The organism is Oligella ureolytica DSM 18253, assembly GCF_000373745.1.
GTDB lineage: Bacteria > Pseudomonadota > Gammaproteobacteria > Burkholderiales > Burkholderiaceae_B > Oligella > Oligella ureolytica.
This window is the reverse complement of record NZ_KB892302.1, coordinates 53305-77455: the sequence shown is the minus strand read 5'-3', so window position 1 is coordinate 77455 and position 24151 is coordinate 53305. Positions and strand designations below refer to the sequence as shown.

General features: G+C 43.7%; 22 protein-coding genes. 6 read left to right on the top strand and 16 right to left on the bottom strand.

What is annotated here, in order from left to right; all coding sequences use genetic code 11:
• Positions 1–64 precede the first annotated feature (64 nt).
• Positions 65–814 (top strand): acetoacetyl-CoA reductase, encoded by a 750-nt coding sequence (gene phbB / locus B092_RS0107115; RefSeq protein WP_018574567.1) that lies wholly within the window; start codon positions 65–67, stop codon positions 812–814.
• Here phbB and B092_RS0107110 read toward each other — a convergent pair whose 3' ends face one another.
• From B092_RS0107110 to B092_RS0107100, 3 genes are read right to left on the bottom strand one after another with little or no spacing between them, the layout of a single operon-like run.
• Entirely contained in the window at positions 815–1630 is an 816-nt protein-coding gene (locus tag B092_RS0107110; RefSeq protein WP_018574566.1) for a TatD family hydrolase, read from the bottom strand.
• A gap of 33 nt (positions 1631–1663) precedes the next feature.
• Entirely contained in the window at positions 1664–2365 is a 702-nt protein-coding gene (locus B092_RS0107105) for an ABC transporter ATP-binding protein (RefSeq protein WP_018574565.1), read from the bottom strand.
• On the bottom strand, positions 2358–3638 hold the full coding sequence (locus tag B092_RS0107100) for a lipoprotein-releasing ABC transporter permease subunit (protein ID WP_018574564.1): 1281 nt from the start codon (positions 3636–3638) through the stop codon (positions 2358–2360). The genes B092_RS0107105 and B092_RS0107100 overlap by 8 nt, the downstream gene beginning before the upstream one ends.
• 39 nt (positions 3639–3677) lie before the next feature.
• Between B092_RS0107100 and B092_RS0107095 the strand changes: the two genes are divergently transcribed.
• The 5 genes from B092_RS0107095 to lysS all read left to right on the top strand — a co-directional run bounded on the left by B092_RS0107095 (position 3678) and on the right by lysS (position 9370).
• Positions 3678–4736, top strand: a complete 1059-nt coding sequence (locus tag B092_RS0107095) for a hypothetical protein (protein WP_018574563.1) — start codon at positions 3678–3680, stop codon at positions 4734–4736.
• Positions 4718–6469 (top strand): single-stranded-DNA-specific exonuclease RecJ, encoded by a 1752-nt coding sequence (recJ, locus tag B092_RS0107090; RefSeq protein WP_018574562.1) that lies wholly within the window; start codon positions 4718–4720, stop codon positions 6467–6469. The genes B092_RS0107095 and recJ overlap by 19 nt, the downstream gene beginning before the upstream one ends.
• A 4-nt stretch (positions 6470–6473) precedes the next feature.
• Positions 6474–6620 carry a hypothetical protein gene (locus tag B092_RS15375; protein ID WP_018574561.1) on the top strand — a complete coding sequence of 49 codons (147 nt, stop codon included), beginning with the start codon at positions 6474–6476 and terminating at the stop codon, positions 6618–6620.
• 95 nt (positions 6621–6715) lie between these two features.
• A protein-coding gene (gene prfB, locus B092_RS0107075) for a peptide chain release factor 2 (protein WP_115148497.1) occupies positions 6716–7820 on the top strand; the annotation gives its coding sequence in 2 pieces (ribosomal slippage) (positions 6716–6796 and positions 6798–7820; 1104 coding nt in all).
• A 2-nt stretch (positions 7821–7822) separates the two neighbouring features.
• Entirely contained in the window at positions 7823–9370 is a 1548-nt protein-coding gene (gene lysS, locus B092_RS0107070) for a lysine--tRNA ligase (RefSeq protein ID WP_018574559.1), read from the top strand.
• A gap of 84 nt (positions 9371–9454) precedes the next feature.
• On the opposite strand, the gene B092_RS0107065 is transcribed toward lysS, so the two are convergent.
• From B092_RS0107065 to hisC, 13 genes are all read right to left on the bottom strand, one after another.
• Positions 9455–10216 carry an ABC transporter permease gene (locus tag B092_RS0107065; RefSeq protein ID WP_018574558.1) on the bottom strand — a complete coding sequence of 254 codons (762 nt, stop codon included), beginning with the start codon at positions 10214–10216 and terminating at the stop codon, positions 9455–9457.
• Between the two features lie 4 nt (positions 10217–10220).
• On the bottom strand, positions 10221–11213 hold the full coding sequence (locus B092_RS0107060) for an ABC transporter ATP-binding protein (RefSeq protein ID WP_018574557.1): 993 nt from the start codon (positions 11211–11213) through the stop codon (positions 10221–10223).
• Positions 11214–11334: 121 nt separating this feature from the next.
• A complete protein-coding gene (gene rpoD / locus B092_RS0107055; RefSeq protein WP_018574556.1) occupies positions 11335–13713 on the bottom strand; it encodes an RNA polymerase sigma factor RpoD in 2379 nt (792 codons plus the stop codon).
• Positions 13714–13779: 66 nt separating this feature from the next.
• Complete coding sequence (dnaG, locus tag B092_RS0107050; protein WP_018574555.1) at positions 13780–15672, bottom strand: DNA primase; 1893 nt, start codon at positions 15670–15672, stop codon at positions 13780–13782.
• A 25-nt stretch (positions 15673–15697) separates the two neighbouring features.
• The gene (gene rpsU / locus B092_RS0107045) at positions 15698–15910 is read right to left on the bottom strand and encodes a 30S ribosomal protein S21 (protein WP_018574554.1); all 213 of its coding nucleotides are present in this window, start codon (positions 15908–15910) and stop codon (positions 15698–15700) included.
• A gap of 160 nt (positions 15911–16070) precedes the next feature.
• The gene (locus B092_RS0107040; RefSeq protein ID WP_018574553.1) at positions 16071–16616 is read right to left on the bottom strand and encodes a phosphoribosyltransferase; all 546 of its coding nucleotides are present in this window, start codon (positions 16614–16616) and stop codon (positions 16071–16073) included.
• A 29-nt stretch (positions 16617–16645) separates the two neighbouring features.
• Positions 16646–17941, bottom strand: coding sequence for an adenylosuccinate synthase (locus B092_RS0107035; RefSeq protein WP_018574552.1), 1296 nt, complete (start codon positions 17939–17941; stop codon positions 16646–16648).
• 67 nt (positions 17942–18008) lie between these two features.
• Positions 18009–19178, bottom strand: a complete 1170-nt coding sequence (locus B092_RS0107030) for an ATP phosphoribosyltransferase regulatory subunit (protein WP_018574551.1) — start codon at positions 19176–19178, stop codon at positions 18009–18011.
• A gap of 2 nt (positions 19179–19180) precedes the next feature.
• The gene (hflC, locus tag B092_RS0107025) at positions 19181–20062 is read right to left on the bottom strand and encodes a protease modulator HflC (RefSeq protein ID WP_018574550.1); all 882 of its coding nucleotides are present in this window, start codon (positions 20060–20062) and stop codon (positions 19181–19183) included.
• A 17-nt stretch (positions 20063–20079) separates the two neighbouring features.
• On the bottom strand, positions 20080–21474 hold the full coding sequence (gene hflK / locus B092_RS0107020; protein ID WP_018574549.1) for an FtsH protease activity modulator HflK: 1395 nt from the start codon (positions 21472–21474) through the stop codon (positions 20080–20082).
• Positions 21464–22558, bottom strand: coding sequence for a GTPase HflX (gene hflX / locus B092_RS0107015; RefSeq protein WP_018574548.1), 1095 nt, complete (start codon positions 22556–22558; stop codon positions 21464–21466). The genes hflK and hflX overlap by 11 nt, the downstream gene beginning before the upstream one ends.
• A gap of 164 nt (positions 22559–22722) precedes the next feature.
• Complete coding sequence (hfq, locus tag B092_RS0107010) at positions 22723–22968, bottom strand: RNA chaperone Hfq (protein ID WP_018574547.1); 246 nt, start codon at positions 22966–22968, stop codon at positions 22723–22725.
• 93 nt (positions 22969–23061) lie between these two features.
• A complete protein-coding gene (gene hisC / locus B092_RS0107005; protein ID WP_018574546.1) occupies positions 23062–24138 on the bottom strand; it encodes a histidinol-phosphate transaminase in 1077 nt (358 codons plus the stop codon).
• Positions 24139–24151: the final 13 nt, after the last annotated feature.

The following is a 24151-nucleotide window of genomic DNA, read 5'->3' as shown; positions in this document are numbered from 1 at the left end:
GTGTCTTCATAAATTCCTGCTATACTATAAATACACAGAACCTTTATTATCATAGGAGAAAGCGTTGATTCCAGACAACGAAAGAACTGCTTTGATCACTGGTGGCATCGGTGGTTTAGGCACAGCAATCGCTCGTTCACTTGCAAATCGTGGGCATCAAGTACTAGTCACTTATTATGTGGCTGACAATCCGGACGAATGGTTAGCCGAACAAAAAGAGCTAGGCTATGATTTTAAGGCGTATCCAGTTGACGTCGCCGACTTCGCATCTTGTCAGAAAATGATCAAACAAATCCATGATGACGGTTTTAAAGTCGATATGCTGATTAACAACGCTGGGATTACCAAGGATCGTTCTTTCCGCAAGATGTCTCAAGAGGAATGGGATGATGTTTTGCGCACCAACTTAGATTCCGTATTTAATGTCACTAAGCAAGTGATTGAAGATATGCTTGAAAGTGGCTGGGGCCGTATTGTGACGATCTCTTCAGTTAACGGTTCTAAGGGGCAATTTGGTCAAGCCAACTACTCCTCTGCTAAGTCGGGTATGTACGGTTTTAGTAAAAGCTTGGCATTAGAATTTGCCTCTAAGGGCATTACCGTTAATACGATTTCTCCAGGCTATATCAAGACTGAAATGGTTGCTGCTATGCCACAAGAAATTCTTGAAGAGCAAATCATTCCTCAAATACCGGTAGGTCGCTTAGGTAAACCCGAAGAAATTGGTGAATTAGTGGCTTATTTATGCTCTGAAAGTGCTGCTTATATCACAGGTGCTAATATCGCTATAAACGGCGGCTTACACATGTACTAATCACGTATTGTGATCAATTAATTGTCGCATTCTGGGGAAGATGTTTAGTACATTTTCCCCAGTTTGTTTTTGAATTTCTGCTAGGCTCTGCTTTCTCAACTCGGCAAACACCTCAGCAATCCTCGCGATCTGATCAGGCGTATTGGAGGTGGAATCCGTATCTAACCAACTAGGTGCCATATCGGGCGAGTCGGTTTCTAAGGCATAATGCTGCAGCTCATACTTAACGGCATGTCGACGGATTTGTTTGGCTCTATCAAAGGTCATGGCGCCCCCCATGCCGAGCAAATAGCCAAGCTTAATAAATTGATCGGCCTGCTGCTCACTACCATTAAAAGCATGGGCTATACCACTTAGCCCATCATAACGACGCAAATACTTCAGAATAATATCTTGCGCTCGACGCACGTGAAGAATCACCGGCAAATCAAAGCGACGAGCTAACTTTAGTTGTTCATTAAAGAAATACTCTTGCTTTTCTCGCGCCGCACCCTCTGCAATGTCTTTAACAAAGAAATCCAAGCCAATTTCACCTATGCCCACAAAACGCGGATCAACTAGCGCCTCTTCAATCGCATCGGCTAAGCACTCTAAATCCTTGACATCACTACTATGCACATACATAGGATGAATACCCAAAGCATAGAAACCGCCATCAAATTGATGGGCAACATCACGGACCGCGGCAAAGTTGTTGATATCTACCGCCGGTATCACAATGGCCCTGACACCCGCAGACTGAGCCGATTGAATAATCTGAGTTCGATGCTTTTTAAAGACAGAGGCATCTAGGTGGCAATGACTATCAATGAGCATGACGCTAAACCTCGTAATTTCTTAATTCCACGATCACCCTTGGGCGGTTGATAACACACCACGCTCCATCATTAGCTGACGATCAGCTAAATTGGCCAGTTTCTGATCATGAGTGACAATGATAAATGCCGTATTAAAATCTTGTCGTATCCCAACTAATAATTCAAACATATTAGCGGCTGTTTTACTATCAAGATTTCCCGTAGGCTCATCAGCTAAAAGACATAAAGGTTGAGTAACTAAGGCGCGCGCTAAGGCAACGCGCTGCCTTTCACCACCGGAAAGTTGACTGGGATTGTGAATCATACGCTCCGCTAAACCAACTTTCTCTAATACTTCAGCCGCTTGTGCGCGCGCGTCTTTACATGGTTCGCGACGGACAATCAAGGGCATCGCCACGTTATCCAACGCAGAAAACTCAGGCAGCAGATGGTGAAACTGATAAACAAAGCCAAGCTTCCTATTACGGATAACACTACGTTCTTTTTCTGAAAAGTTAAGACTGGATTGACCATCAATCAAAACCTCACCAGAGGTCGCTTCGTCAAGCAAACCTAAAATATGCAATAAAGTACTTTTGCCGGAACCTGATGCACCAACAATCGCCAACATTTCTCCTAAATCAACAGAAATATTGACGCCACTTAGAATCTGCAGTTCATCGGTCCCGTCATGATAAGTTTTAGTAACATCTCGAGCAACGACGACTGGTTGATTGCTTGCCATCTTAGTCATGACGTAATACCTCCGCTGGCTGTAATCGTGATGCACGAATACTTGGGTAGAGCGTGGCTAACAAGGACAAACACAAAGAAACCACCGCAACAATGACAATATCCTCAGGCACAGGCACAGAGGGTAGCTGACTAATAAAATAAATACTAGGGTCTAAAAACTGTATGCCAAATAACCCTTCAATAGCAGGAATAATCACATCAATATTATAGGCAATTAAGCAGCCAAAACCGACCCCTAACAAGGTACCAATGATGCCAATCAATGAGCCTTGTACCAAGAAAATTTTGGCAATTGAAAATGGACTGACACCTAAAGTACGTAAAATGGCAATATCGGAGCGCTTATCCTTGACTGCCATCACCAAGGATGAAAGCAAATTAAAGGCAGCTACTGCGACAATGAGGCTTAAAATCAAAAACATCATTCGTTTCTCTGCCTTAACCGCTGCAAACCACGTCCTATTATCCTGCGTCCAATCCCTAACCAATACCCCGGGAGGCATTGAGATAGTGAGCTGTTGTGCCACTTCTTGGGCAGCCAGCATATCTTTGATTTTTAGACGAGCACCGGCTAAGCCCTTATCCCTAAACAACACGGCGGCATCTTCAACACTGACAAACGCCATGGATGAATCATATTCATAGTGATCTGACGAAAAAATACCGGACACAGTAAATTGGCGCATTCTCGGTGAAAAACCGGATGGATTAACAGACCCTTGTGGAGCCATTAAAATCACCGTATCACCAACATAAGCATCAAGCATATTCGCTAAATAGCGCCCTAAGACAATATTAAAACTGCCCTTCTGTAAACTGTTAAGATCACCGTAAAGCATTTGTTCCGGTAACTCCGACACCTGATGCTCATTGGCCGGGTCAATACCTCGAATTTCAACACCACGCAGTGTATCGGCACGACTTAACATACCGCTAGAAGAAACAAAGGCAGAAGCCCCCACAACATTAGGATTTTCTAGGGCTAAATCAGCCATTTCCTGCCATCGCTGGAGACCGCTAACTGCATCAGCGTCTGCTTGGAATACCTGAATATGAGGGATAACTGATAACATGCGATCACGGACTTGGACCTGAAAGCCGTTCATAACCGACATCACGACGATAAGTGCAGCCACACCCAGTGCAATACCGGCCATTGAGCTGCCTGCCACGAAGGAAACGAAGCCATCACGACGCTTACCCCTACCACGTGAACGAGTTAAACCGGCGTAACGAATACCAATCCAAAATTCATAAGGTGTTTTTAACACTTTAAACCTTTATACTGCGTTAACTATTACAATATTACGATGGAAATTATTATTACCGGTGCACTGCCACCTAAACGCGTTGCTGAGGCGCTAGCAAAAGAGATTCCTCAAAACTCAGCCTTTATTAAGCGACTTCAACAGCACAAAGCTACCCGGCACCAGTTGGATAGTGAGCTGATTGGCTGTACGCCTGCAGAATACTACCAAGTGCAACAACAAGAATTTAGCCCCATCGCTGGCCAACGCTATGTTGATGCTCTGCCTGCCCTTGATCATCATAAAGAAAAACTGGATGATAATCATGGTATTTTTACTTTAGCTCTTTGCAACATACATGTAGACTTTCAAAGCACTCGCTTGTTCCCAAGCACTCAGCTGCAGATAACTAAAGAGCAAAGCTTAGCATTATTTGAAGCCGTCAAATATTTATTTGCCGAAAAAAGAATTAAATTAATTGCGATAAAGTCTGACCACTGGGTCTTAGGCTTACCACAATCATTTGCCGGCAGCATTGCCTCGTCCAATCTTTTATCCTACCGTGAGCTGCACGATCATTGGCCCAAAGAAGATCACAACAAAGGCTTACGACAGTTGCTCAATGAGATTCAAATGCTATGGCACGAGCATCCGGTCAATCTTGAACGTAAAAAGCAAGGCCTCAAAGAAATTAATAGTCCTTGGATTTATGGTGGTGTTCACCCTAAGCAGATACAAGCTACACCTACCTATCCTTATGCCATTATCAGCACACTTGAAAATGCCTATCGCAATGAGGATTGGGCGCGTTGGCTACAGTTGCTGCCTCAACTTGAAGAGGATATACAAACGGTGCAAAGCGCAGGCTATCACCAAGCTCGCGCTGAAGCCATCGCAAAAGCTAACAATCCATTTTCAAGCCTAAGGCCCGGTGAGGACTCAAACGAACCTGAAGACAACATTCTTTTCCGTGGCAACATGCAAAAGCCTTCTAAAAACAATAGCTTTTTATTAGCAGGCTACGATCAGCTAATCAAGCTAGAAGCGCTAAGCTTTTGGGAGCGCACCTTAAACAGTTTTAAACATTCTACTGATTGGAAATCATGGTGGCATCAGTCATAATCAAACAACGACAATCAAACTCTGACGTATCTCAACAGCTCGAGCGAAATGGCATTCACCCTCTATTAGCGCGCTTATTTGCAGCTAGAGGTGTAAAAAATACGACGCAAACAGATTACCGATGGGGCCTTCTTATTCACCCCACCCAGCTTGATCAAAACCAACAAGCCGCTATTTTATTAGCAGATGCCATCGAGCAAAACAAACATATTTTAATCGTCGCTGACTATGACTGTGACGGTGCAACAGCTTGTGCTGTCGCTATTTGCGGTCTTAGAAGTATGGGTGCCAATGTCGATTTTATGGTTCCTAATCGCTTTGAAACCGGTTATGGCCTATCACCCGAGGTCATCGACATTATTCTACAGTGCTCAGCTGAGCGTCCAGACTTAATTGTGACTGTTGATAATGGCATTGCGAGTGTCCCCGGTGTTGATTACGCCAAACAACACGGTATTGATGTGATCATTACCGATCATCATCTGCCCGGTGATGAGTTGCCCGATGCGCTGGCTATTGTCAATCCAAATAAAGCAGACTGTGCGTTCCCATCTAAAAATCTTGCCGGTGTGGGTGTTATCTATTATCTACTCATGGCTTTAAGGGCGGAGTTTAAACAACGCGGACACTTTAACGAGCATAACCAGCCACGTTTAGATACGCTCGCTGATTTAGTCGCTTTAGGTACTGTAGCCGATGTAGTGAAGCTTGACGCGAACAATCGCATCCTAGTTACTCGTGGACTCGAACGGATGCGTAAAGGCTCCATGCGCCCCGGTATCCGTGCACTCTTTCATGTGTCGGGTACGGATTACAAAACAGCCAGCACCAGCGATTTGGGCTTTAGAATTGGTCCCAGAATAAACGCTGCAGGTCGTTTGGCCGATATGAGTATTGGCATTCGCTGTTTAATTACCGATGATGAAGATGAGGCTATGCAATTAGCTGAGGAGCTTGACAAGATTAATCAACAACGTCGTCACATCGAGCATGAGATGAGCGAGCAAGCCCTAGAGTTCCTAGCCATCAAAGAAGAGCAAAACGCACAGTCATTTGCTGCTATTTGTGTCTATGAAGACAATTGGCATCAGGGGGTGGTCGGAATTGTCGCCTCACGTCTCAAAGAAAAGTTTTGGCGTCCGGTCTTTGCTTTTGCTCCTGGCGAAGATGGGGAAATTCGTGGCTCAGGTCGCTCTGTTCCGGATGTACACCTACGTGACGCCTTAGATTTGGTATCAAAACGTCACCCGGACTTAATTTTAAAGTTTGGCGGCCATGCCATGGCTGCAGGATTAAGTCTGCATAAAGACGGATTAGATAAATTCCAACAGGCGCTGCACGACGCGATCGTCACCATGACAGGGAAAAGCAATTTTGATTCCATTATTGAAACTGACGGTTCCCTACCGAGTAGTCAGGCGACCACTCGTACCGCCAACTTATTAGAAGAACAAGTGTGGGGCGCGGGTTTTCCACCGCCAACGTTTAGTGATGTATTTTTGGTACGGTCACAGCGCATTCTTAAGGATAAACATCTTAAATTGCAATTAGAAAAAGATCAGCTTGTTTATGATGCCATTTGGTTTAATCATAATGAACCCCTAGCCGATATGGCCCATATTGTTTATGAACTCAAAGTCAATGAATGGAATGGTCAAGTCAATGTACAATTCTTAGTACGACATGCCGAGGCTTTTGACCCTACACAAGGCGACTTATCAAAGTCTATATAAACCAATGAATAAAACGCTTCTATTTGCTCTGATTGCAGCATCAGCTCTTCTAACCGCTTGTGCCCACCCCAATCCGCGCGGTGCACTCGATGAAATGGTTGGTACGGTCGGGGGCGCATACCGCAATATCTCGACAGCACCCACCCCTTGAGGCTGAGGTCTTTATTTTCCCCAAAAAGAAGGCAAAAGCCTGTAAAATATAGGGTTTGAAGCATTTTTCAAATTTTAAATTTAAAGGAATAATTCATGGAAGCCGAAAAACAAAATAGTTTGGCTGCTGAGATTGACGATCTTATTGCTCGTGAAGATCGCCTAAGGGGGTATCTTTGACTACGACAGTAAGTGGCATCGCTTACAAGTCGTCAATTTAGAGCTCGAAAATCCTGACCTCTGGAACAACCCCGAACAAGCACAGGCAATTAGTAAAGAAAAAAAGAGCCTGGATGATGTCGTTCTAGTGCTAGATAAGCTCAAAAATGACTTACACGACAGTCAGGAACTGCTTGAACTAATCATTGATGAAAATGATGACGATGCTTTTATTGCATTAGAAAAAAGCATTCAACAATACAGCAAAGTGATAGAAGACTTCGAGTTTAGACGTATGTTCTCAAACCCTGCAGATCCTCTTAATTGCTTCCTAGATATACAAGCAGGTGCGGGTGGTACTGAAGCCCAAGATTGGGCTTCTATGTTGTTGCGTCAATACCTGCGCTACTGTGAAGACAAGGGCTTCAAAGCTGAAATTCTCGAAGAGTCCGCTGGTGATGTGGCGGGAATTAAATCAGCTACTCTTAAGATCCAAGGTGAATACGCCTATGGCTTTTTGAGAACCGAGTCCGGTGTTCATCGCTTAGTACGTAAAAGCCCCTTTGACTCAGCTCAAGGTCGCCATACGTCCTTTGCCAGTATCTACGTGTATCCGGAAATTGACGATTCCATTGAGGTTGAAATCAATCCTGCCGATATCCGCGTCGATACTTTCCGCGCCAGTGGCGCCGGCGGACAACACGTTAACAAAACCGACTCTGCCATTCGTATCACGCACAACCCTACGGGTATTGTAGTGCAGTGTCAAAATGACAGATCACAGCACCGCAACAGAGCTGAAGCGATGTCTATGCTACGATCCAAGCTTTATGAATACGAGATGCGCAAGCGTGAAAGTGAACTGCAAGCACAGGAAGACGCCAAAAGTGATGTCGGCTGGGGCAATCAAATCCGCTCCTACGTGCTAGATCAAAGTCGCATTAAAGACCTACGTACCGGGGTCGAGGTTTCAAATACACAAAAAGTACTGGATGGGGATTTAGATATCTTTATTGAGGCCAGTTTAAAACAAGGAATTTAATTATGTCAGAAAAAGAAAATAGCGTCGTTGAACAAACTGACAGTGCTATTGACGAGAACCACTTAATTGCCGAACGCCGCAGCAAATTAGCTCAAATCCGCGAAAAGAGGCAGGCTTATCCTAACAATTTTGTGCCGGAAGATTTTGCAGCTGATTTACATAATAAATATGGCGAATTAGACAAAGAAAGCCTCGATCCTCAAGAAAATCCCGCTAAGATTGCCGGCCGTATGATGCTTAAACGGGTGATGGGTAAGGCAAGTTTTGCGACACTGCAAGACAGTACCGGTCGCATTCAAGTCTATCTTGACAAAAAGAATATCGGCGAGGAAATTTACGAAGAGTTCAAACACATGGATATCGGCGATATCTTGGCTGTAGAAGGTCGTATTTTTAAAACCAATCGTGGCGAGCTCTCTATTCACGCAAATTCCTTACGCCTCATTGCAAAGTCTTTGCGCCCTCTTCCTGATAAATTCCACGGCTTATCAGATCAGGAAATGCGTTATCGCCAGCGTTACGTTGATTTGATTATGAACGAGCAAACGCGAAAAACCTTCCAAACTCGCAGCAAAGCCATGAGTGCCTTGCGCGACATCATGACTGAAAACAATTTCATGGAAGTCGAAACGCCGATGCTACATCCTATTCCTGGGGGTGCCGCAGCCAAACCGTTTATTACTCATCACAATGCACTGGATATGGATATGTACTTGCGCATTGCGCCAGAACTGTATCTAAAGCGCTTAATTGTCGGTGGCTTTGATCGTGTTTATGAGGTCAATAGAAATTTCCGCAACGAGGGAGTCAGCCCACGTCACAATCCTGAGTTCACCATGATGGAGTTCTATGCTGCCTATCGTGATTATATTTGGCTAATGACATTCACTGAAGAAATCATTCGTGAAATAGCCCAGCGCACGCTCGGTACACAAACTCTGGACTACCAGGGTCAAGAGCTGGATTTATCTAAACCTTTTGAGCGATTGACCATTGTTGAAGCGATTGTCAAATATGCACCGGAATACAGCGAAGAGCAACTTCACGATGAAGCATTCGTTCGCGATCAATTAAGAAGACTCCTCGGTGCTGAGGCTGATAGTCCCGTATTGGCACGTGCCGGCTTAGGCGCTTTACAATTAGCACTCTTTGAAGAAACGGCAGAAAGTAAACTATGGAACCCAACCTTTATCATTGATTATCCGGCAGAAGTTTCCCCACTTTCTCGCGCTTCGGATGACAATCCCGATATCACTGAGCGCTTTGAACTCTTTATCACAGGTCGTGAGATAGCAAATGGTTTCTCTGAGTTAAATGACCCGGAAGACCAATCACAACGCTTCTTAGCACAAGTTGAAGCAAAAGACGCCGGTGATGAAGAAGCCATGTTCTACGATGCCGACTACATTCGTGCATTGGAATACGGTATGCCGCCAACAGGTGGTTGCGGTATTGGCATTGATCGCCTGATCATGCTCCTAACGGATAGCGCCAGTATTCGTGATGTGTTACTCTTCCCTCACTTACGTAAAGAAGAAGAAATTAAGTAAAATCTAAATCAAATGTACGACAAAGGCGGCATAGAGCTTTTCTATATCCGCCTTTTTGATGTTATAAAGAAATGGGGGAACCCATTAAGGTCTTAGCTTATAGCCTGTTTTGAAGATAATCGCAATGAGCACAACACATACTACCAACACCGCTAAAATGATTCCCATACTAACTAGGTGATTGACATCAGACACGCCATAAAAACTCCAACGGAAACCACTCACCAAATACACCACCGGGTTTAATAAAGCAATACTTTTCCAAATTCCGGGCAGCATATCAATCGAATAAAAAGCACCGCCTAAAAAAGTAAGTGGCGTCAAAACCATCAGTGGAATCACTTGCAGTTTCTCAAAATTATCAGCCCATAGGCCAATAATAAAACCAAACATACTAAAACTAATACTGGTGAGTAATAAGAAAGCAACCATCCATACAGGATGCTGGATCTGATAGTCAACAAACACTCTGGCCGTAATTAAAATTAAGATCGCCAAAATAATACTTTTACTAGCCGCGGCACCCACATAGCCAAGAATAATCTCTATGGCATTGACCGGTGCTGACAAGATCTCATAAATAGAACCATTCCAACGTGGCATATAGATACCGAATGACGCATTGCTAACACTCTGCCCTAACAATGACATCATTAATAAACCCGGAACAATAAATGCACCATAACTGACGTTAGAAATTTCACCAATGCGCGAACCCATTGCAGCACCAAATACAATAAAGTACAAAGAAGTACTGATGACAGGTGATAAGACGCTTTGCCAAACCGTACGCAGCGCACGAGCCATCTCAAAACGATAAATTGCTTTAATTGCCAAAAAATTCATAAAGCTATTCCCTTAACTCTTTTGCATGAGATTCTTTTGTTGTTGAGCCAAGATTCGCCAAGAGCGATACAAAAATTTCTTCTAAACTGCTTTTTTGAGAAACTAAATCCCGAATTTTAATGCCTTTAACAGTCAGAATTCCAAGCAACTCAGATAAACTATAACCACCCTCATCGTCTTCACCTGTTTTATCGTAGGTATATAGCAAGGCTGACCCATCATCCACCAGTGCTACCGGATGATTTTGCAATACTTTGGGTAATTCTTCTAGGGGTTCAAGCAATTCAATACGCAAAGACTTTTTACCTAATTGCTGCATTAAATTGTCTTTTTCTTCAACTAACACAATTTCTCCGCTATTAATAATGGCGATACGATCTGCCATATCTTCCGCTTCTTCAATATAATGTGTCGTCAATATAACAGTCAGGCCCTCTTCCTTAGCCAGTCGCTCCACCATACGCCACAAGTCATGACGTAATTCAACGTCAACCCCGGCAGTCGGCTCATCCAAAAACAAAATACTGGGTTCGTGCACCAAGGCTTTTGCAATTAACACGCGACGCTTCATACCACCGGACAAGCTTAAAATCTTGTTATCTCGCTTATCCCACAATGACAAATCTTTAAGTAACTTTTCAACAAATTGCGGATTAGGCGGTAGACCAAATAAACCGCGGCTAAACTTGACGGTATTGAGCACAGTTTCAAACGACTCAGTCAATAACTCTTGCGGCACCAAACCAATTTTCTGACGTAATTGACGTTGGTGCTTAATAACATCTAAACCGTCCATCATCACACGGCCGCTACTGGCATTAACCAAACCGGTAATAATACCGATAAGCGTAGTTTTTCCGGCACCGTTAGGCCCAAGCAAGGCTAAAATCTCACCTCGATGAATATCTAAATTCACTTCTTTTAAAGCAGTAAAACCATTGTCATAGGACTTGCTAATTCCCTCAATGGACATTACTACATCATGATTTTTTGTCATATTTTACTCTATTAACAAATGCTCTGCTTTAAACATCAAAAAGCCGAGTAGAGAGAAAACTCTTCACTCGGCTTATATTTTATCCAGTTAAGTTCTTAACACGATACTAACTCATAAGTACTTACGAATTAGAGCTGTCACTATCTAAGAAACTCTTTAACTTATCAGCACGGCTTGGGTGTCTCAATTTACGTAACGCTTTAGCTTCAATCTGGCGAATACGCTCACGAGTCACATCAAACTGCTTACCTACTTCTTCTAGTGTTTGATCGGAGCTTAAGCCAATACCAAAGCGCATACGAAGGACCTTACCCTCACGCTCTGTGAGTGAGTTTAACACCTCGTCAAACACCTCCTGCATTGACTTATAAGTAGACGCCTCTTCAGGTGACATAGTTGTCGTATCTTCAATAAAATCACCTAAGTGAGAATCATCATCATCGCCAATTGGAGTTTCCATCGAAATCGGCTCTTTGGCAATTTTGAGAATTTTTCGAACTCTATCCTCAGTAATATCCATTTTCGCAGCGATGGTTGCCGGATCCGGCTCGGCACCTGTTTCTTGGAGAATCTGACGTGTGATACGGCTCATCTTATTGATTGTTTCGATCATATGCACAGGGATACGAATTGTACGTGCCTGGTCCGCAATCGAACGAGTAATCGCCTGACGAATCCACCAAGTTGCATACGTTGAAAACTTATAACCACGGCGATATTCAAACTTATCAACTGCTTTCATCAAGCCTATATTACCTTCTTGAATCAGATCCAAGAACTGTAAACCGCGATTAGTATATTTCTTCGCAATTGAAATCACTAAACGCAAGTTTGCCTGAATCATCTCGCTTTTTGCTTTTTTGGCTTTATTCTCGCCATTAAGCATGCGACGGTTAATTTCCTTAAGCTCTTGAACAGACATCTGAATTTCTTCTTCGATTTCGAGAATTTTCTTCTGATCATCCTGAATATCAGGAATTGCTCGTTCAAGCGCTTCGGCGTAAGGCGGTTTCTTAGCTAATTGCTCATGTACCCACTCTAGATTAGTTTCATTACCATGGAAAGTGGAAATAAACTCCGAACGAGGCATTTCGACACGTTCGACAACGGTCGCCAAGATGGAACGCTCTAAATCACGCACACTTTGCATCTTCTCGCGCAATTTATCACACAAAGACTCTGTCATCTTAGCGTTAAAGCGAATACCGACTAATTCCTCAAGCATATCTGCTTGGTTTTTCAGATAAACATCTGAACGGCGACGTCCTGCTTCAACTTCTTCCTTCATGTTGTTGAAGTACTGCTCGATGAGAGTAAATTTTTCCAAGGTCTTTCGCTCAAGATTCTCAATCTGCTTACTGCTCATTGCACCGGTTTGTGCCTCTTCGCCTTCAGCAGTAACACCTGAACCTGCGTAGTCTTCGCCATCATCATTAATTAGACCATCTACATAATCATCAATGGTAGCCTCACCATCACGCACTTTTTGGAAACAAGACAAAATCTCTTCAATCGTAGAAGGATAGGTAGCAATAGCCATGACCATATGCTTTAAACCGTCTTCGATGCGCTTAGCAATCTCAATTTCACCCTCACGGTCTAAAAGATTGATTTGCCCCATCTCACGCATATACATACGGACCGGGTCAGTCGTACGACCAAAATCCGAATCTACTGTTGTTAAAGCAACTTCAGCTTCATCTTCGACATCGTCATCATCGCTAATCGGATTGGAATCACTCAATAGTAGGTCTTCTGCACTTGGTGCTTGATCGTACACCTTAATGCCCATCTCATGGAACGTGCCGATGATACTATCCATCGCGTCAGTGTCAACCAAGTCATCAGACATGGTGTCATTGATATCACTGAAGGTTAAATAACCCCGATCCTTACCAAGCTTGATTAACTGTCTTAAGCGAGCACGACGCTCTTCTAGTATCTCTGGGGTCGTAGAACGAGAGCCTCCACCGGCCTTGGTGGATTTTGCTTTTTTGGCGGCCTTAGAAGCACGACCTTTTGCACCCGCAGAGACGCGTGTATCGCCCTCTAAATCCTCAGCACCATCAACCTCCTCATCATCGACTAGATCAACGTCTTCAAAACCGTCTAAGTCGTTATCAAAGTCATCTGACAATTCGCCATCGAAGTCGTCATCGAAGTCATCGGCAGTCGATTCTGTACTTTTTGCATTTACAGCTGTTTTAGTCGCTGCGGCTTTTTTTGCTGTACTTTTTTTAGCTGCCGCTTTTTTGGCAGTGCTTTTTTTAGCTGCCGCTTTTTTGGCAGTGCTTTTTTTAGCTGCCGCTTTTTTGGCAGTGCTTTTTTTAGCTGCCGCTTTTTTGGCAGCTGATTTAGAAGTAGCTCCAGCCGCCTCTTTAGTTGACGCTTCTGTCGCAACTACTTCTTGATTAGTATTAGCCTCATCAATAGACTTGGATGCTGTTGCAGCAGCTTTTTTGGCAACAACTTTATTTGTGGTGTCAGTATTTTTAACCATTTAATGAGTACCCTGTCAACTTAATTTACGGCGGTAAATATAACCGAATATTGTAGCATGAACCACTTAGGTTTTTAAGAAATTATAACGTGCAAGCACCGCCAAGTAACGCTTGCGCTCATTATCAGTTTCAATACCTGAGTCAATTAACGTTCTTATCTCTGACTCTAAATTTTCTAGTTCAATTTTTTTAATTGCATCACTCCACTCTGCCTCAGGATGAGGGAGTGTTTCTATTGTTGAGCTATCCTTACCTAAAGAAATGAGCAGCTGCTGAAGTGGACTTCCTTGTTCTGCTTGCTGTATAAGAGAACCTATATGACGCGCTCCGTTGGTAAAGGCAAAAGAGATAAACTCAACCACGATATCCATATGGGGATGTTGGCGCAATATTTCAAGCTGCCTTTCGCCTATCCTTTCTAAAATCTGTGGGTGACTTGCTAATAAACTCAATAACTGTCGCGCCAAAGGCATGGGCTGACGAATTGGTTCATTAGATTTTTTCTTCTTACGAAAAGCTCCAGTCGACTGATAACTAGCCCGTCCACCTCCATGAGAGTGAGTACCAGATCGGCTATAAGTCCTACTATATTCCTCTGATGGCGAGGTGTGCAAAAGCGTTTTATCATGTTCACCAAAGCGTTGAGAAGCTCCCTCTTTTTTATCGAGATAACGGGCTAATGCTGCTCTAAACTCATCGGTGGTAAAACGAACCAAACGAGCCAGTTCATTTTCGATTTGCGTACGAATCGCAGATTCGGGAATCTGCACCACTAAAGACAACGCCTCTTTAAGACAAGCGGCACGCCCTTCTGCCTCTTTTAAGTTAAATTCAGAGGCTAATGATTCCAGCATAAAAGCAGACAAAGCCTGTGCTTCAGCCACTTTTTCTTCGAATTTCTTGACACCATAATTTTGGACGAATGAATCCGGATCATGCTCTTTAGGTAAAAACAAAAATCGCAAAGAAACATCATCGCGTAATAACGCTAGCGATGTATTTAGAGCTCGCCAAGCAGCCCTTTGTCCTGCCTTGTCTCCATCAAAACTGAAAACAATCCGATTACTGGCCTTGATTAGCTTAGCGATATGCTCTGCTGTGGTAGCCGTCCCTAAGGTCGCTACAGCATAGTCGACACCATAACGAGCCAAAGAAACGACATCCATATACCCCTCGACAACCAATACAGTAGCTGCCTTACGGATACCGGTACGATTTTCCCATAAGCCGTATAGCTCACTACCCTTGTGAAACAGTTCAGTTTCCGGTGAGTTTAAATATTTAGGCTCACCCTTAGTAATAAGTCGACCACCAAAACCGATCAAACGGCCACGTTGGTTGTATATGGGGAAAGTAATTCGCTCACGAAAACGATCGTAGCGTAAGCCTCGCTCATTTTGAACTACTAATCCTGCATCGATCAGAAGATCATTATCATAATCTTCATATACACGACGCAAATTCTGCCTTTCACTGCCGGTCCAACCTAAGCCAAAGCGCTCAACTATCTCGGGATTCAACCCTCGCTGAAGGAGATACTCCTGAGCCCGAGTGTATTGTTTAAGCTGCGATAGATAATAAGCCTGAGCCTGTTCTAACGCTTCATGCAATAAGTCGTAGCGAGTCTTTTGTTGTTTGATGCGAGCCCTATTTTCAGGACTGTAATTACTTTCGGGCACACGCATACCGACCGAATCAGCGAGAGTCCTAACAGACTCCGGAAAACCCAGTCCTACATGCTCCATAAGAAAACTGATAGCCGTACCGTGAGCCCCACAACCAAAGCAATGATAAAATTGCTTGGTGGCACTCACGGTGAAAGATGGCGTTTTTTCTTGATGAAAAGGGCAAAGACCTTGAAGGTTTTGACCGCTTTTTTTTAGCTGGACATACTTGCCGATGACATCAACAATATCAACTCGCGCAAGTAGTTCCTGGATGAATTCTTCAGGAATCAACTCAGAATAGATTTATACTATAGAATTAGTACATGCGTGGAGGCAATTGCTGGCTACGGATGCGCTTATAGTGGCGCTTAACAGCAGCAGCTTTTTTACGCTTACGCTCAGCAGTAGGCTTCTCGTAAAATTCGCGAGCGCGCAACTCGGTTAAAAGACCGGTTTTTTCAACTCCGCGCTTAAAGCGGCGTAATGCAACTTCAAACGGCTCATTATCTTTAATACGTACTTGTGTCATAGACAATCAACTAAAAAGGTTTAACAAAAATAAAATAACAGCTCTATATTATAGATCGAAACCATATAAAAGGCTAATAAAAAAAGGCTGTAAGTGTCGTTTAAAAAGCTTTGAAAGCTTTTAAACGACACCTAACAGACAAATTCACAACAAAAGATGCTTACTCAGCGACTCGCCCCTTGCGAATCCATGATTCTAACTGATGAGGTCTGAGACTATCATAATCCTCAAAGGGTTGATGAATCCAAGGATTATTCGGTAAGAACTGACAATAATAATCAGGTTCTACTGTCGCGTGGCCCTTAAGCCATAATACGGCCGAACGCATTTCCTCAATGACAGGAAACTCTTTGAGTAAATGGTCGTAAACCTTTTGGAAAGTCAAACCGGTATCGACCATATCATCGACCAAAAGTATACGACCCTCTAGGCTTCCGCGGGTAATCGTAATGAACTGCGCAATGTCCAGCTGCCCCTGTACTGTACCCGCTGCTTCTCTATAACTGCTAGTAGCTAGGATACCAAGCGGCACGTCAAAAATTCTAGACATGACGTCGCCTACCCTCACCCCACCACGCGCTAAACAAACTATGGCATCAAACTGGTATTTAGACTCATAAACCTTAAGTGCTAACTTCTCAATAAGTCGGTGGTATTCATTCCAACTTACCCATAAATCCGTATCAGTGCTTGGTGGGACGCTCATATAGTACCTCTTAATGAAATAACACTAGATTATAACTCAAAAGGGTTATCCAACATAATAGTTTCTGAGCGCTCAGGGCCAGTAGAAATCATAGCGACCGGCACTTCGCACAATTCGCCGATACGAGCCACTAAATTACGAGCATTTTCCGGCAAGTCGTCATAATTTTTAATGCCCGCTGTTGTTTCAGTCCAGCCAGGTAACATTTCAATAATTGGCTTTGCTTCAGCAACCTGATACGCACCATACGGTAAAACATCAACACGCTTGCCATTAAGCTCATAACCTACGCACAGCCCAACTTCCTCTAAGCCATCCAACACATCAAGCTTAGTTACACAAAGGCCATTAATGCCATTGATAATAACAGAACGCTTAAGCGCTGCAGCATCAAACCAGCCACAGCGTCGAGGTCGACCGGTAACTGCACCGAACTCATTACCCTGCTTGGCGAGGTGTAAACCGATTTCATCATCTAACTCTGATGGAAATGGTCCGGAACCCACACGAGTGCAATACGCTTTAGTAATACCAAGCACATAATGCAACTCTTGAGGCCCCACACCGGCACCTGCAGAAGCCTGACCGGCAATACAATTACTACTAGTGACAAAAGGATAGGTACCATGATCAATATCTAACAATGCACCTTGTGCACCTTCAAATAGCAATCTCTTGCCCTCTTTCTTAGCTTCGTAAAGAAGATAAGAAACATCGGCGACCATCGGCTTCAGCAACTCAGCTAGCTGCAGCCCTAATGCCTTCATCTCTTCAAAAGACACAGGCTCAGCACCTAAATAATCCACTAAAATCGCATTATGATAGTCTACTGCAGCGCGTAACTTCTCTTCGAAAACCTCAGGCATAAATAAATCCTGAACTCGAACCGCACGTCGTGCTACTTTATCCTCATAAGCAGGCCCAATACCACGACCAGTGGTGCCAATTTTCTTATTACCCTGCTTAGCTTCACGAGCCTGATCGACAGCAATATGGTAAGGCAAAATCAAAGGACAAGCTTCAGAGATTTTCAAGCGAGAGCGAACATCGATACCGGCTTTTTCAAGCTCAGCAATTTCAGACATTAACGCTTCAGGAGACAGCACCACCCCATTACCTATATAACAAATGGTGTGGGGGTGCATAATACCCGATGGGATTAGGCGCAGTACAGTTTTTACGCCATTGATCCACAATGTATGGCCAGCATTATGACCACCCTGGAAACGTACAACACCATGAACTGACTCAGCTAGCCAATCAACAATCTTGCCCTTTCCCTCATCACCCCACTGGGTGCCAATCACTACAACGTTTTTGCTCATATTTTAGATAAAAAAAAAACTTCAACAGTTCTGGTCTATCTTATTAAATTCACTTGTAGAAAATTAATTATTCCAAAGGCGCTATACTTTTTAGTACCCATTGATCATTCTCAATCACTAGCTCACGAGTGAAAATATACTCTTCATTAATCTGCTCAGTATCAGGGAACACTTGAACTACAATATGACCTTGTTGGCGTAACTGCTGAATCTTATCTAAATGCTCTTCATCATCAGACCAGCTAGTCTTAATCGCTTCATTAGGTGCCGGCGACTCCAGACCTTGAACCAAGCGTCGTAAATTCAAGCTAAAGCCGGTAGCTGGACGCTCTCGACCATAGGCTTGGGCTACCCTATCATAACGACCACCACGCACTAGCGCATTATGCCATCCCTCAGCATAAAGCGCAAAACTGATACCAGAGTGGTAGTCATAACCGCTAATATCAGCAAGATCCACGCTAGCCGAAGGAAAGCGCTTAACAATAGCTTCTAATTCATCCAACGCTTTCTGAATTTCAGGCAACTTCGGTAACACTGAACGTGCCACTTCAAGTGTATCGGCACCACCATATAAGTTAGGTAAAACCAACAATGCCTGTTGAATTTCTGGTGGCACGCCATCCAACTCTGCTAAAAAGGCCTTTAAACTGGTAATTGCCTTTTCGCGAACCAACGCATTAAGCTTGTCCACTTCTGATTCCAGCACAGGATGCGCAGCCACTAAAGCACGCATAATACCTGGATGATTCAAGTCCAACTTAGCACCATGCACGCCCGCAGTTTCCAATGTCTGATAGGCTAAGCTGATTATTTGCAAATCTGCCTCTGAACCGGCATAGCCAAAGATCTCGGCTCCGATCTGGACTAACTCTCGATCACCAATTAAGTCATTAGGTACCGAATGGAAAGCCACACCACAATAACACAGCCGAGTTACACCGGCACGGTTTAAGAGATGCGCATCAATGCGCGACACTTGTGGCGTAATATCGGGACGTATGCCCATCGTACGGCCACTCAATTGATCGATCACCTTAACCGTTTTTTTAGGCAAATCTGCACGCTGACCGGCAAATAACGACTCAGTAAACTCCACTAACGGTGGGGCCACCAACTCAAAACCACTTTGTTGGTATAGATCCAACAACTTTCGACGCAACTCTTCTAAGCCACGCGCTTCGGCAGGCAATATATCTGAAATAAACTCTGGCAATAACCAAGTACTAGCACTCATAATTACTCCGCTAGCTCCCCGGCTGGATTACCAAAGTATTTGAAGAAACTAGAGTCCGGTGACACCACAATGGTGTCTTCTTTGTCCGCAAAAGAAGAACGATAGGCATTTAAACTATTAAAGAAACTAAAGAACTCCGGATTTTCTGAATAAACATCGGCATAGATTTTAGTTGCAGCAGCGTCACCCGCACCGCGCACGGCTTCTGCCTCAGCTTGCGCTTGCGCTAAAATTTCTGATACCTGACGGTCTGCTTCCGCGCGAATTCTCTCACTTTCTGCCGCACCGCTTGCCCGTAGACTATTCGCCTCTTGCTTACGCTCAGCTTGCATGCGAGAGTAAACTGAGTCTGAAACCTCCGAAGAGAACTCGATTCGTTTTAAACGAACATCCACCACCTCGATCCCTAAGGGAGCAGCGCGTGTTGAAATATTGGCAAGAATTTCCTGCATCACGACATCGCGGTCAAAAGAGATAACAGCTCTAACGGTACGTACGTTAACTGCCGCATTAAGCGCATCTCGAATTTGTGCACCTAAACGATCCTGTGCTGCTTGCGTAGAATTACCAAAGGAAATGTAATACAAGCGCGGATCTGAAATACGCCACTTAACATAGGAGTCAATGATTAAGTTCTTTTTCTCAGAGGTCTGAATACGCTCAGCATCTCTTGACTCAATTGACTGAATGCGCTTATCTAAAAAGATAATATTTTCAAGCGGCGATGGCAATTTAAACTTAAGGCCAGGCTCAGTTTCTGTTCGCTGCCACTCACCTAATTTAAACACTAATGCATAGCTTCGCTCATTTACCGTAAACACACTAGAGGAGATTATGATAAATGCAAGCCCTAATAATATTGCCCAAAAAACAGGTCTTTTCATAATAATATCCTCTGTAATTAACGACGTGCAGACGCATCACGATCACGGCTTAGCTCACGGCTGCGTGTATCGGTAGTTCCTGAGGCGTTTGTGTTAGATGTATTGGCATTAGTAGTACTGGTAGAAGTACCGACATTACCGTGTTCAAATAAAGAACCGTCCGAAGCTCCTTGCGTTTGCGCCGCTGACTCACTTGGAGTCGCACGCTTAGAAGAACGGTTCAACATACTATCCAGAGGCATTAACATGAGGGGGTTTTGTTGTTCAGCTGTATCAAGTAAAACTTTAGATGTATTAGTGTAAATATCACCCATTGCTTCAATATACATACGCTCACGCGTAATCTCCGGTGCTACATTGTATTCAGCCGCAATTTGCTTAAAGCGTTCGGTTTCACCAATTGCCGCACCTACAACGCTCGCTCTATACCCCTCAGCACTCTGCAAGAAACGAGAAGCACGACCGTGCGCCTCAGGAATAACGCGGCTGGCATAAGCTTGACCCTCGTTTTTCTGACGCTCATTGTCTTGACCGGCTTTAATAGCATCTTCAAACGCTGCTTGTACTTGCTCTGGCGGCTGCACGTTTTGAATAGCAACGGTAATTACCTCAATCCCGGTATTATATCGATCAAGAATAGACTGCATTAAGCGCATCACATCCTGAGCTGCCTGAGTACGGCTCTCGTAAAGGATGTTATTCATCGATTCCTTACCAACCACCTCTCGCATCGCAGTCTCAGCGGCTTGACGCACGGACTCATCGGGATCAGCTGTAGCAAATAAATAACTGGCAGCAGGACTTAAGGCTTTATCCATTTCGATACCGCCATTTGGGACATCAACGATGCCCGCTTTGATTCGGTATTGGACATCAAATTGCAAATCGACAATATTTTCATCTTCAGTCAGCATCAAGGCTTCAGCCAGCACCTTGTTGCGTGAGTTATCACGATAGCCAACCGAGAATGCTCGTACATTAGCGATATCAACGGACTCTACTGTCTCGATAGGCTGTGGAATATGCCACTGGAAACCCGGCATCACTGTCCGCTTGTATTGGCCAAACTGTGTAATCACACCAACCTGACCCTCACGGATAATGAAAAAACCGCTAGCAAGCCACAACAATAACGCGACAATTAGTGCAAAAATAATTCCATGTCGAATAAACTTAGGGGACATTTGCATGGTTGGTTTATTACCGCCCTGCCCCGGACCTCGTGGAGCGCCGCCGCGGTTACCGCCACCAAAAAGCGCTTTGAATTTATTTTCAACATCAGACCAAACTTGATCTAAATCGGGTGGGCTATTAGGGTCTTGTTGGGGACGCTTAGGCTCCTGAGAACCATCATCATTTTGGGGCTTTTTACCCCAACCCGGATCATTTAAATTAAAAATCTTACTTAGCATCAATCGTTTTCTCTAATTGCTGTTTAGTTAGGACAATAGCCTCTCTAAGAAACTCCAAGCCATCACGCTCGGCCGCACTTAAAAAGACTCTGCTAACGCGACCTGAATCATTTAATTCAAGTCTTGGCTTTTGCTCTGTCAAATCTGTCTTATTGTAAACAAGAATGGTTGGTATGTGTTGTGCACCAATGTCTTGCAAGACTTTATTTACTTCATAAATCTGTTCATCTTTTTGTGGATTACTGCTATCAATCACATGTAGCAACAAATCCGCATAAAGTGTTTCTTCGAGAGTTGCTTTGAATGCCTCAATTAATGTTGGCGGCAACTCACGAATAAAGCCTACTGTATCGGAAATAGTAATCTGCCCTGCACCCTCAATCCACAAGCGACGAGTCGTGGTGTCTAGGGTTGCAAAAAGCTGGTCGGCTGCATAGGCATCAGCCCGTGTTAGGGCATTAAATAAAGTCGATTTACCGGTGTTGGTATAACCTACTAAGGAAACAACAAAAGCACCGCTTCTTAGTCTCTGTCTACGCTGTGTATCTCGTTGCTTACGTACTTTTTGTAATCGATCGGTGAGGATTTTAATGCGACCGCCAATTACTCGCCGATCAAGCTCAAGCTGAGTCTCACCCGGACCTCTAGTACCGATAACACCACCTTGTTGCTGTGACAAATTAGTCCACATGCCCGTTAACCTGGAACGCATATATTGCAACTGCGCCAGCTCAACTTGAATCTTACCCTCGTGACTCTTGGCCCTTAGGGCAAAAATATCTAAAATCAAGCCTACACGGTCGACAATCCTACACTTAAATTCTCGCTCTAAGTTTCGCTGCTGTGCCGGCGACAAAGACTGCCCAAACAGAATGATTTCAGCCCCTGCTGTCTGTGCTAGCGCAACCGCCTCTTCAACCTTGCCTTTACCCAAGAATAACGCAGGATCCGGCCTATCACGATTAGCTACTAAGGTACCTACGATTTTGGCTCCAGCACCTTTGGCTAACATAATAAATTCCTCATGATGCTCTTTAAAATCGAGATCACCATAAAGATTAACGTCTACTATAAATGCTTGCATACTAGGCTTGCTACTTACCCTGGAAACTTTTATGTTATTAGCTTACAAATAGCTAACAGCTCTGTTTGTACAAATAAAAACCCGCTAGTGGAGCGGGCCTTATCAACCTTTTACTCGGAGCTATAGAGCTAAGCAAAAGGTTTTTGTGTCAGCAAAATCTGAGATTAAGCTTCTGACTCATCAGCTGCATCGCCCTGCAAATTAACAGCACGAGCCGGCACAACTGTCGAGATCGCATGCTTATAAACCATCTGAGTCACGGTATTTTTTAACAATACGACATATTGGTCGAACGACTCGACTTGTCCTTGTAACTTGATACCATTTACTAAATAAATAGACACAGGGATATGTTCTTTACGTAAAGTATTTAGGAAAGGATCTTGTAATGATTGTCCTTTATTGCTCATTATTGAGACTCCATTAGTTTTTATATGATTAAAATTGTAATTTTATACAGGAAGATATTACTTTAACATTTTTTTAAAAGATTAGTCACTGCTCTATGCGCTTAAATAATCTTTTAAAGCCTTGACCAGCGCCTCGCACTCTTCTTCCAAACCGATTGTTATTCTAAGATATGGGGTGCATCGCGCAATTTTAAAGTGTCGTACTAAAATTTTTCTTTGTCGCAATGCAAGTGCAATATCTTCTGCTTGATGCTCAGGATGCGTAGCAAAAACAAAGTTTGCTGCTGAAGGCAAAACCTCAAAGCCAAGTGCAGTTAAATCATTCGTGAGTTTCTCACGTGATTGAATTATCTTTTGACGAGTTTCTTGGAAATAATCCTCTGCTTTAAATGCAGCAATAGCTCCTGCCTGCGCCAAACGGTCAATTGGATAAGAGTTAAAGCTATTTTTAACACACACCAACGCTTGTATTAATTCAGCCTGTCCAAAGGCGAAACCCACCCTTAAACCGGCTAAAGAGCGCGACTTAGACAAGGTTTGGAAAACAAGTAGATTTGGATAATCTTGGATAAGCTTAATGGCTGTATCAGCGCCAAAATCCACATAGGCCTCATCGATTGCAACTAAAATATCAGGCTGTGCTTTTAATAAACGCTCAATTTCATCTAATGTTAACGCAACACTTGTCGGCGCATTTGGATTAGGAAAAATTATGCTAGAAATTTCAGTTGAATCCAGGGCACAATAGTCATCTATGTTGATTCTAAAGTCCTCAGTTACAGGAATCGTCTCTACCTCTATCCCATAAAGACCAGCATAAACCGGGTAAAAGCTATATGACAGATCAGGATACACAAGCTTTTTACTGTCATGCTTAAATAGCGCATTAAAAGCATGCCCTAAGGCTTCATCGGATCCATTACCCACAAAGACTTGCTCGGGTTTGATGCCATAATAATCAGCAACGACACCACGTAACTCACTTGACTCCGCTTCCGGGTATAGCTGTAGCGCACCATCAGCAGCAGCCTTAATCGCCTCAATGACGGCGGGTGCAGCTGAAAACGGCGATTCATTGCTGTTTAACTTAATAAATTCGCCTTCACGAGGTTGCTCACCAGGCACATAAGGCTCTAATGAATCAACAAAAGGACTCCAAAACTTATTCATTTTTATACTCAAA

Excerpts from the sequence above, each read along its gene's own strand:
- B092_RS0107110 (WP_018574566.1), bottom strand. The coding sequence starts at position 1,630 with ATGCTCATTGATAGTCATTGCCACCTAGATGCCTCTGTCTTTAAAAAG.
- B092_RS0107105 (WP_018574565.1), bottom strand. The coding sequence starts at position 2,365 with ATGACTAAGATGGCAAGCAATCAACCAGTCGTCGTTGCTCGAGATGTT.
- B092_RS0107095 (WP_018574563.1), top strand. The coding sequence starts at position 3,678 with ATGGAAATTATTATTACCGGTGCACTGCCACCTAAACGCGTTGCTGAG.
- recJ (WP_018574562.1), top strand. The coding sequence starts at position 4,718 with ATGGTGGCATCAGTCATAATCAAACAACGACAATCAAACTCTGACGTA.
- B092_RS15375 (WP_018574561.1), top strand. The coding sequence starts at position 6,474 with ATGAATAAAACGCTTCTATTTGCTCTGATTGCAGCATCAGCTCTTCTA.
- lysS (WP_018574559.1), top strand. The coding sequence starts at position 7,823 with ATGTCAGAAAAAGAAAATAGCGTCGTTGAACAAACTGACAGTGCTATT.
- B092_RS0107065 (WP_018574558.1), bottom strand. The coding sequence starts at position 10,216 with ATGAATTTTTTGGCAATTAAAGCAATTTATCGTTTTGAGATGGCTCGT.
- B092_RS0107060 (WP_018574557.1), bottom strand. The coding sequence starts at position 11,213 with ATGACAAAAAATCATGATGTAGTAATGTCCATTGAGGGAATTAGCAAG.
- rpoD (WP_018574556.1), bottom strand. The coding sequence starts at position 13,713 with ATGGTTAAAAATACTGACACCACAAATAAAGTTGTTGCCAAAAAAGCT.
- rpsU (WP_018574554.1), bottom strand. The coding sequence starts at position 15,910 with ATGACACAAGTACGTATTAAAGATAATGAGCCGTTTGAAGTTGCATTA.
- B092_RS0107040 (WP_018574553.1), bottom strand. The coding sequence starts at position 16,616 with ATGAGCGTCCCACCAAGCACTGATACGGATTTATGGGTAAGTTGGAAT.
- B092_RS0107035 (WP_018574552.1), bottom strand. The coding sequence starts at position 17,941 with ATGAGCAAAAACGTTGTAGTGATTGGCACCCAGTGGGGTGATGAGGGA.
- B092_RS0107030 (WP_018574551.1), bottom strand. The coding sequence starts at position 19,178 with ATGAGTGCTAGTACTTGGTTATTGCCAGAGTTTATTTCAGATATATTG.
- hflC (WP_018574550.1), bottom strand. The coding sequence starts at position 20,062 with ATGAAAAGACCTGTTTTTTGGGCAATATTATTAGGGCTTGCATTTATC.
- hflK (WP_018574549.1), bottom strand. The coding sequence starts at position 21,474 with ATGCTAAGTAAGATTTTTAATTTAAATGATCCGGGTTGGGGTAAAAAG.
- hflX (WP_018574548.1), bottom strand. The coding sequence starts at position 22,558 with ATGCAAGCATTTATAGTAGACGTTAATCTTTATGGTGATCTCGATTTT.
- hfq (WP_018574547.1), bottom strand. The coding sequence starts at position 22,968 with ATGAGCAATAAAGGACAATCATTACAAGATCCTTTCCTAAATACTTTA.
- hisC (WP_018574546.1), bottom strand. The coding sequence starts at position 24,138 with ATGAATAAGTTTTGGAGTCCTTTTGTTGATTCATTAGAGCCTTATGTG.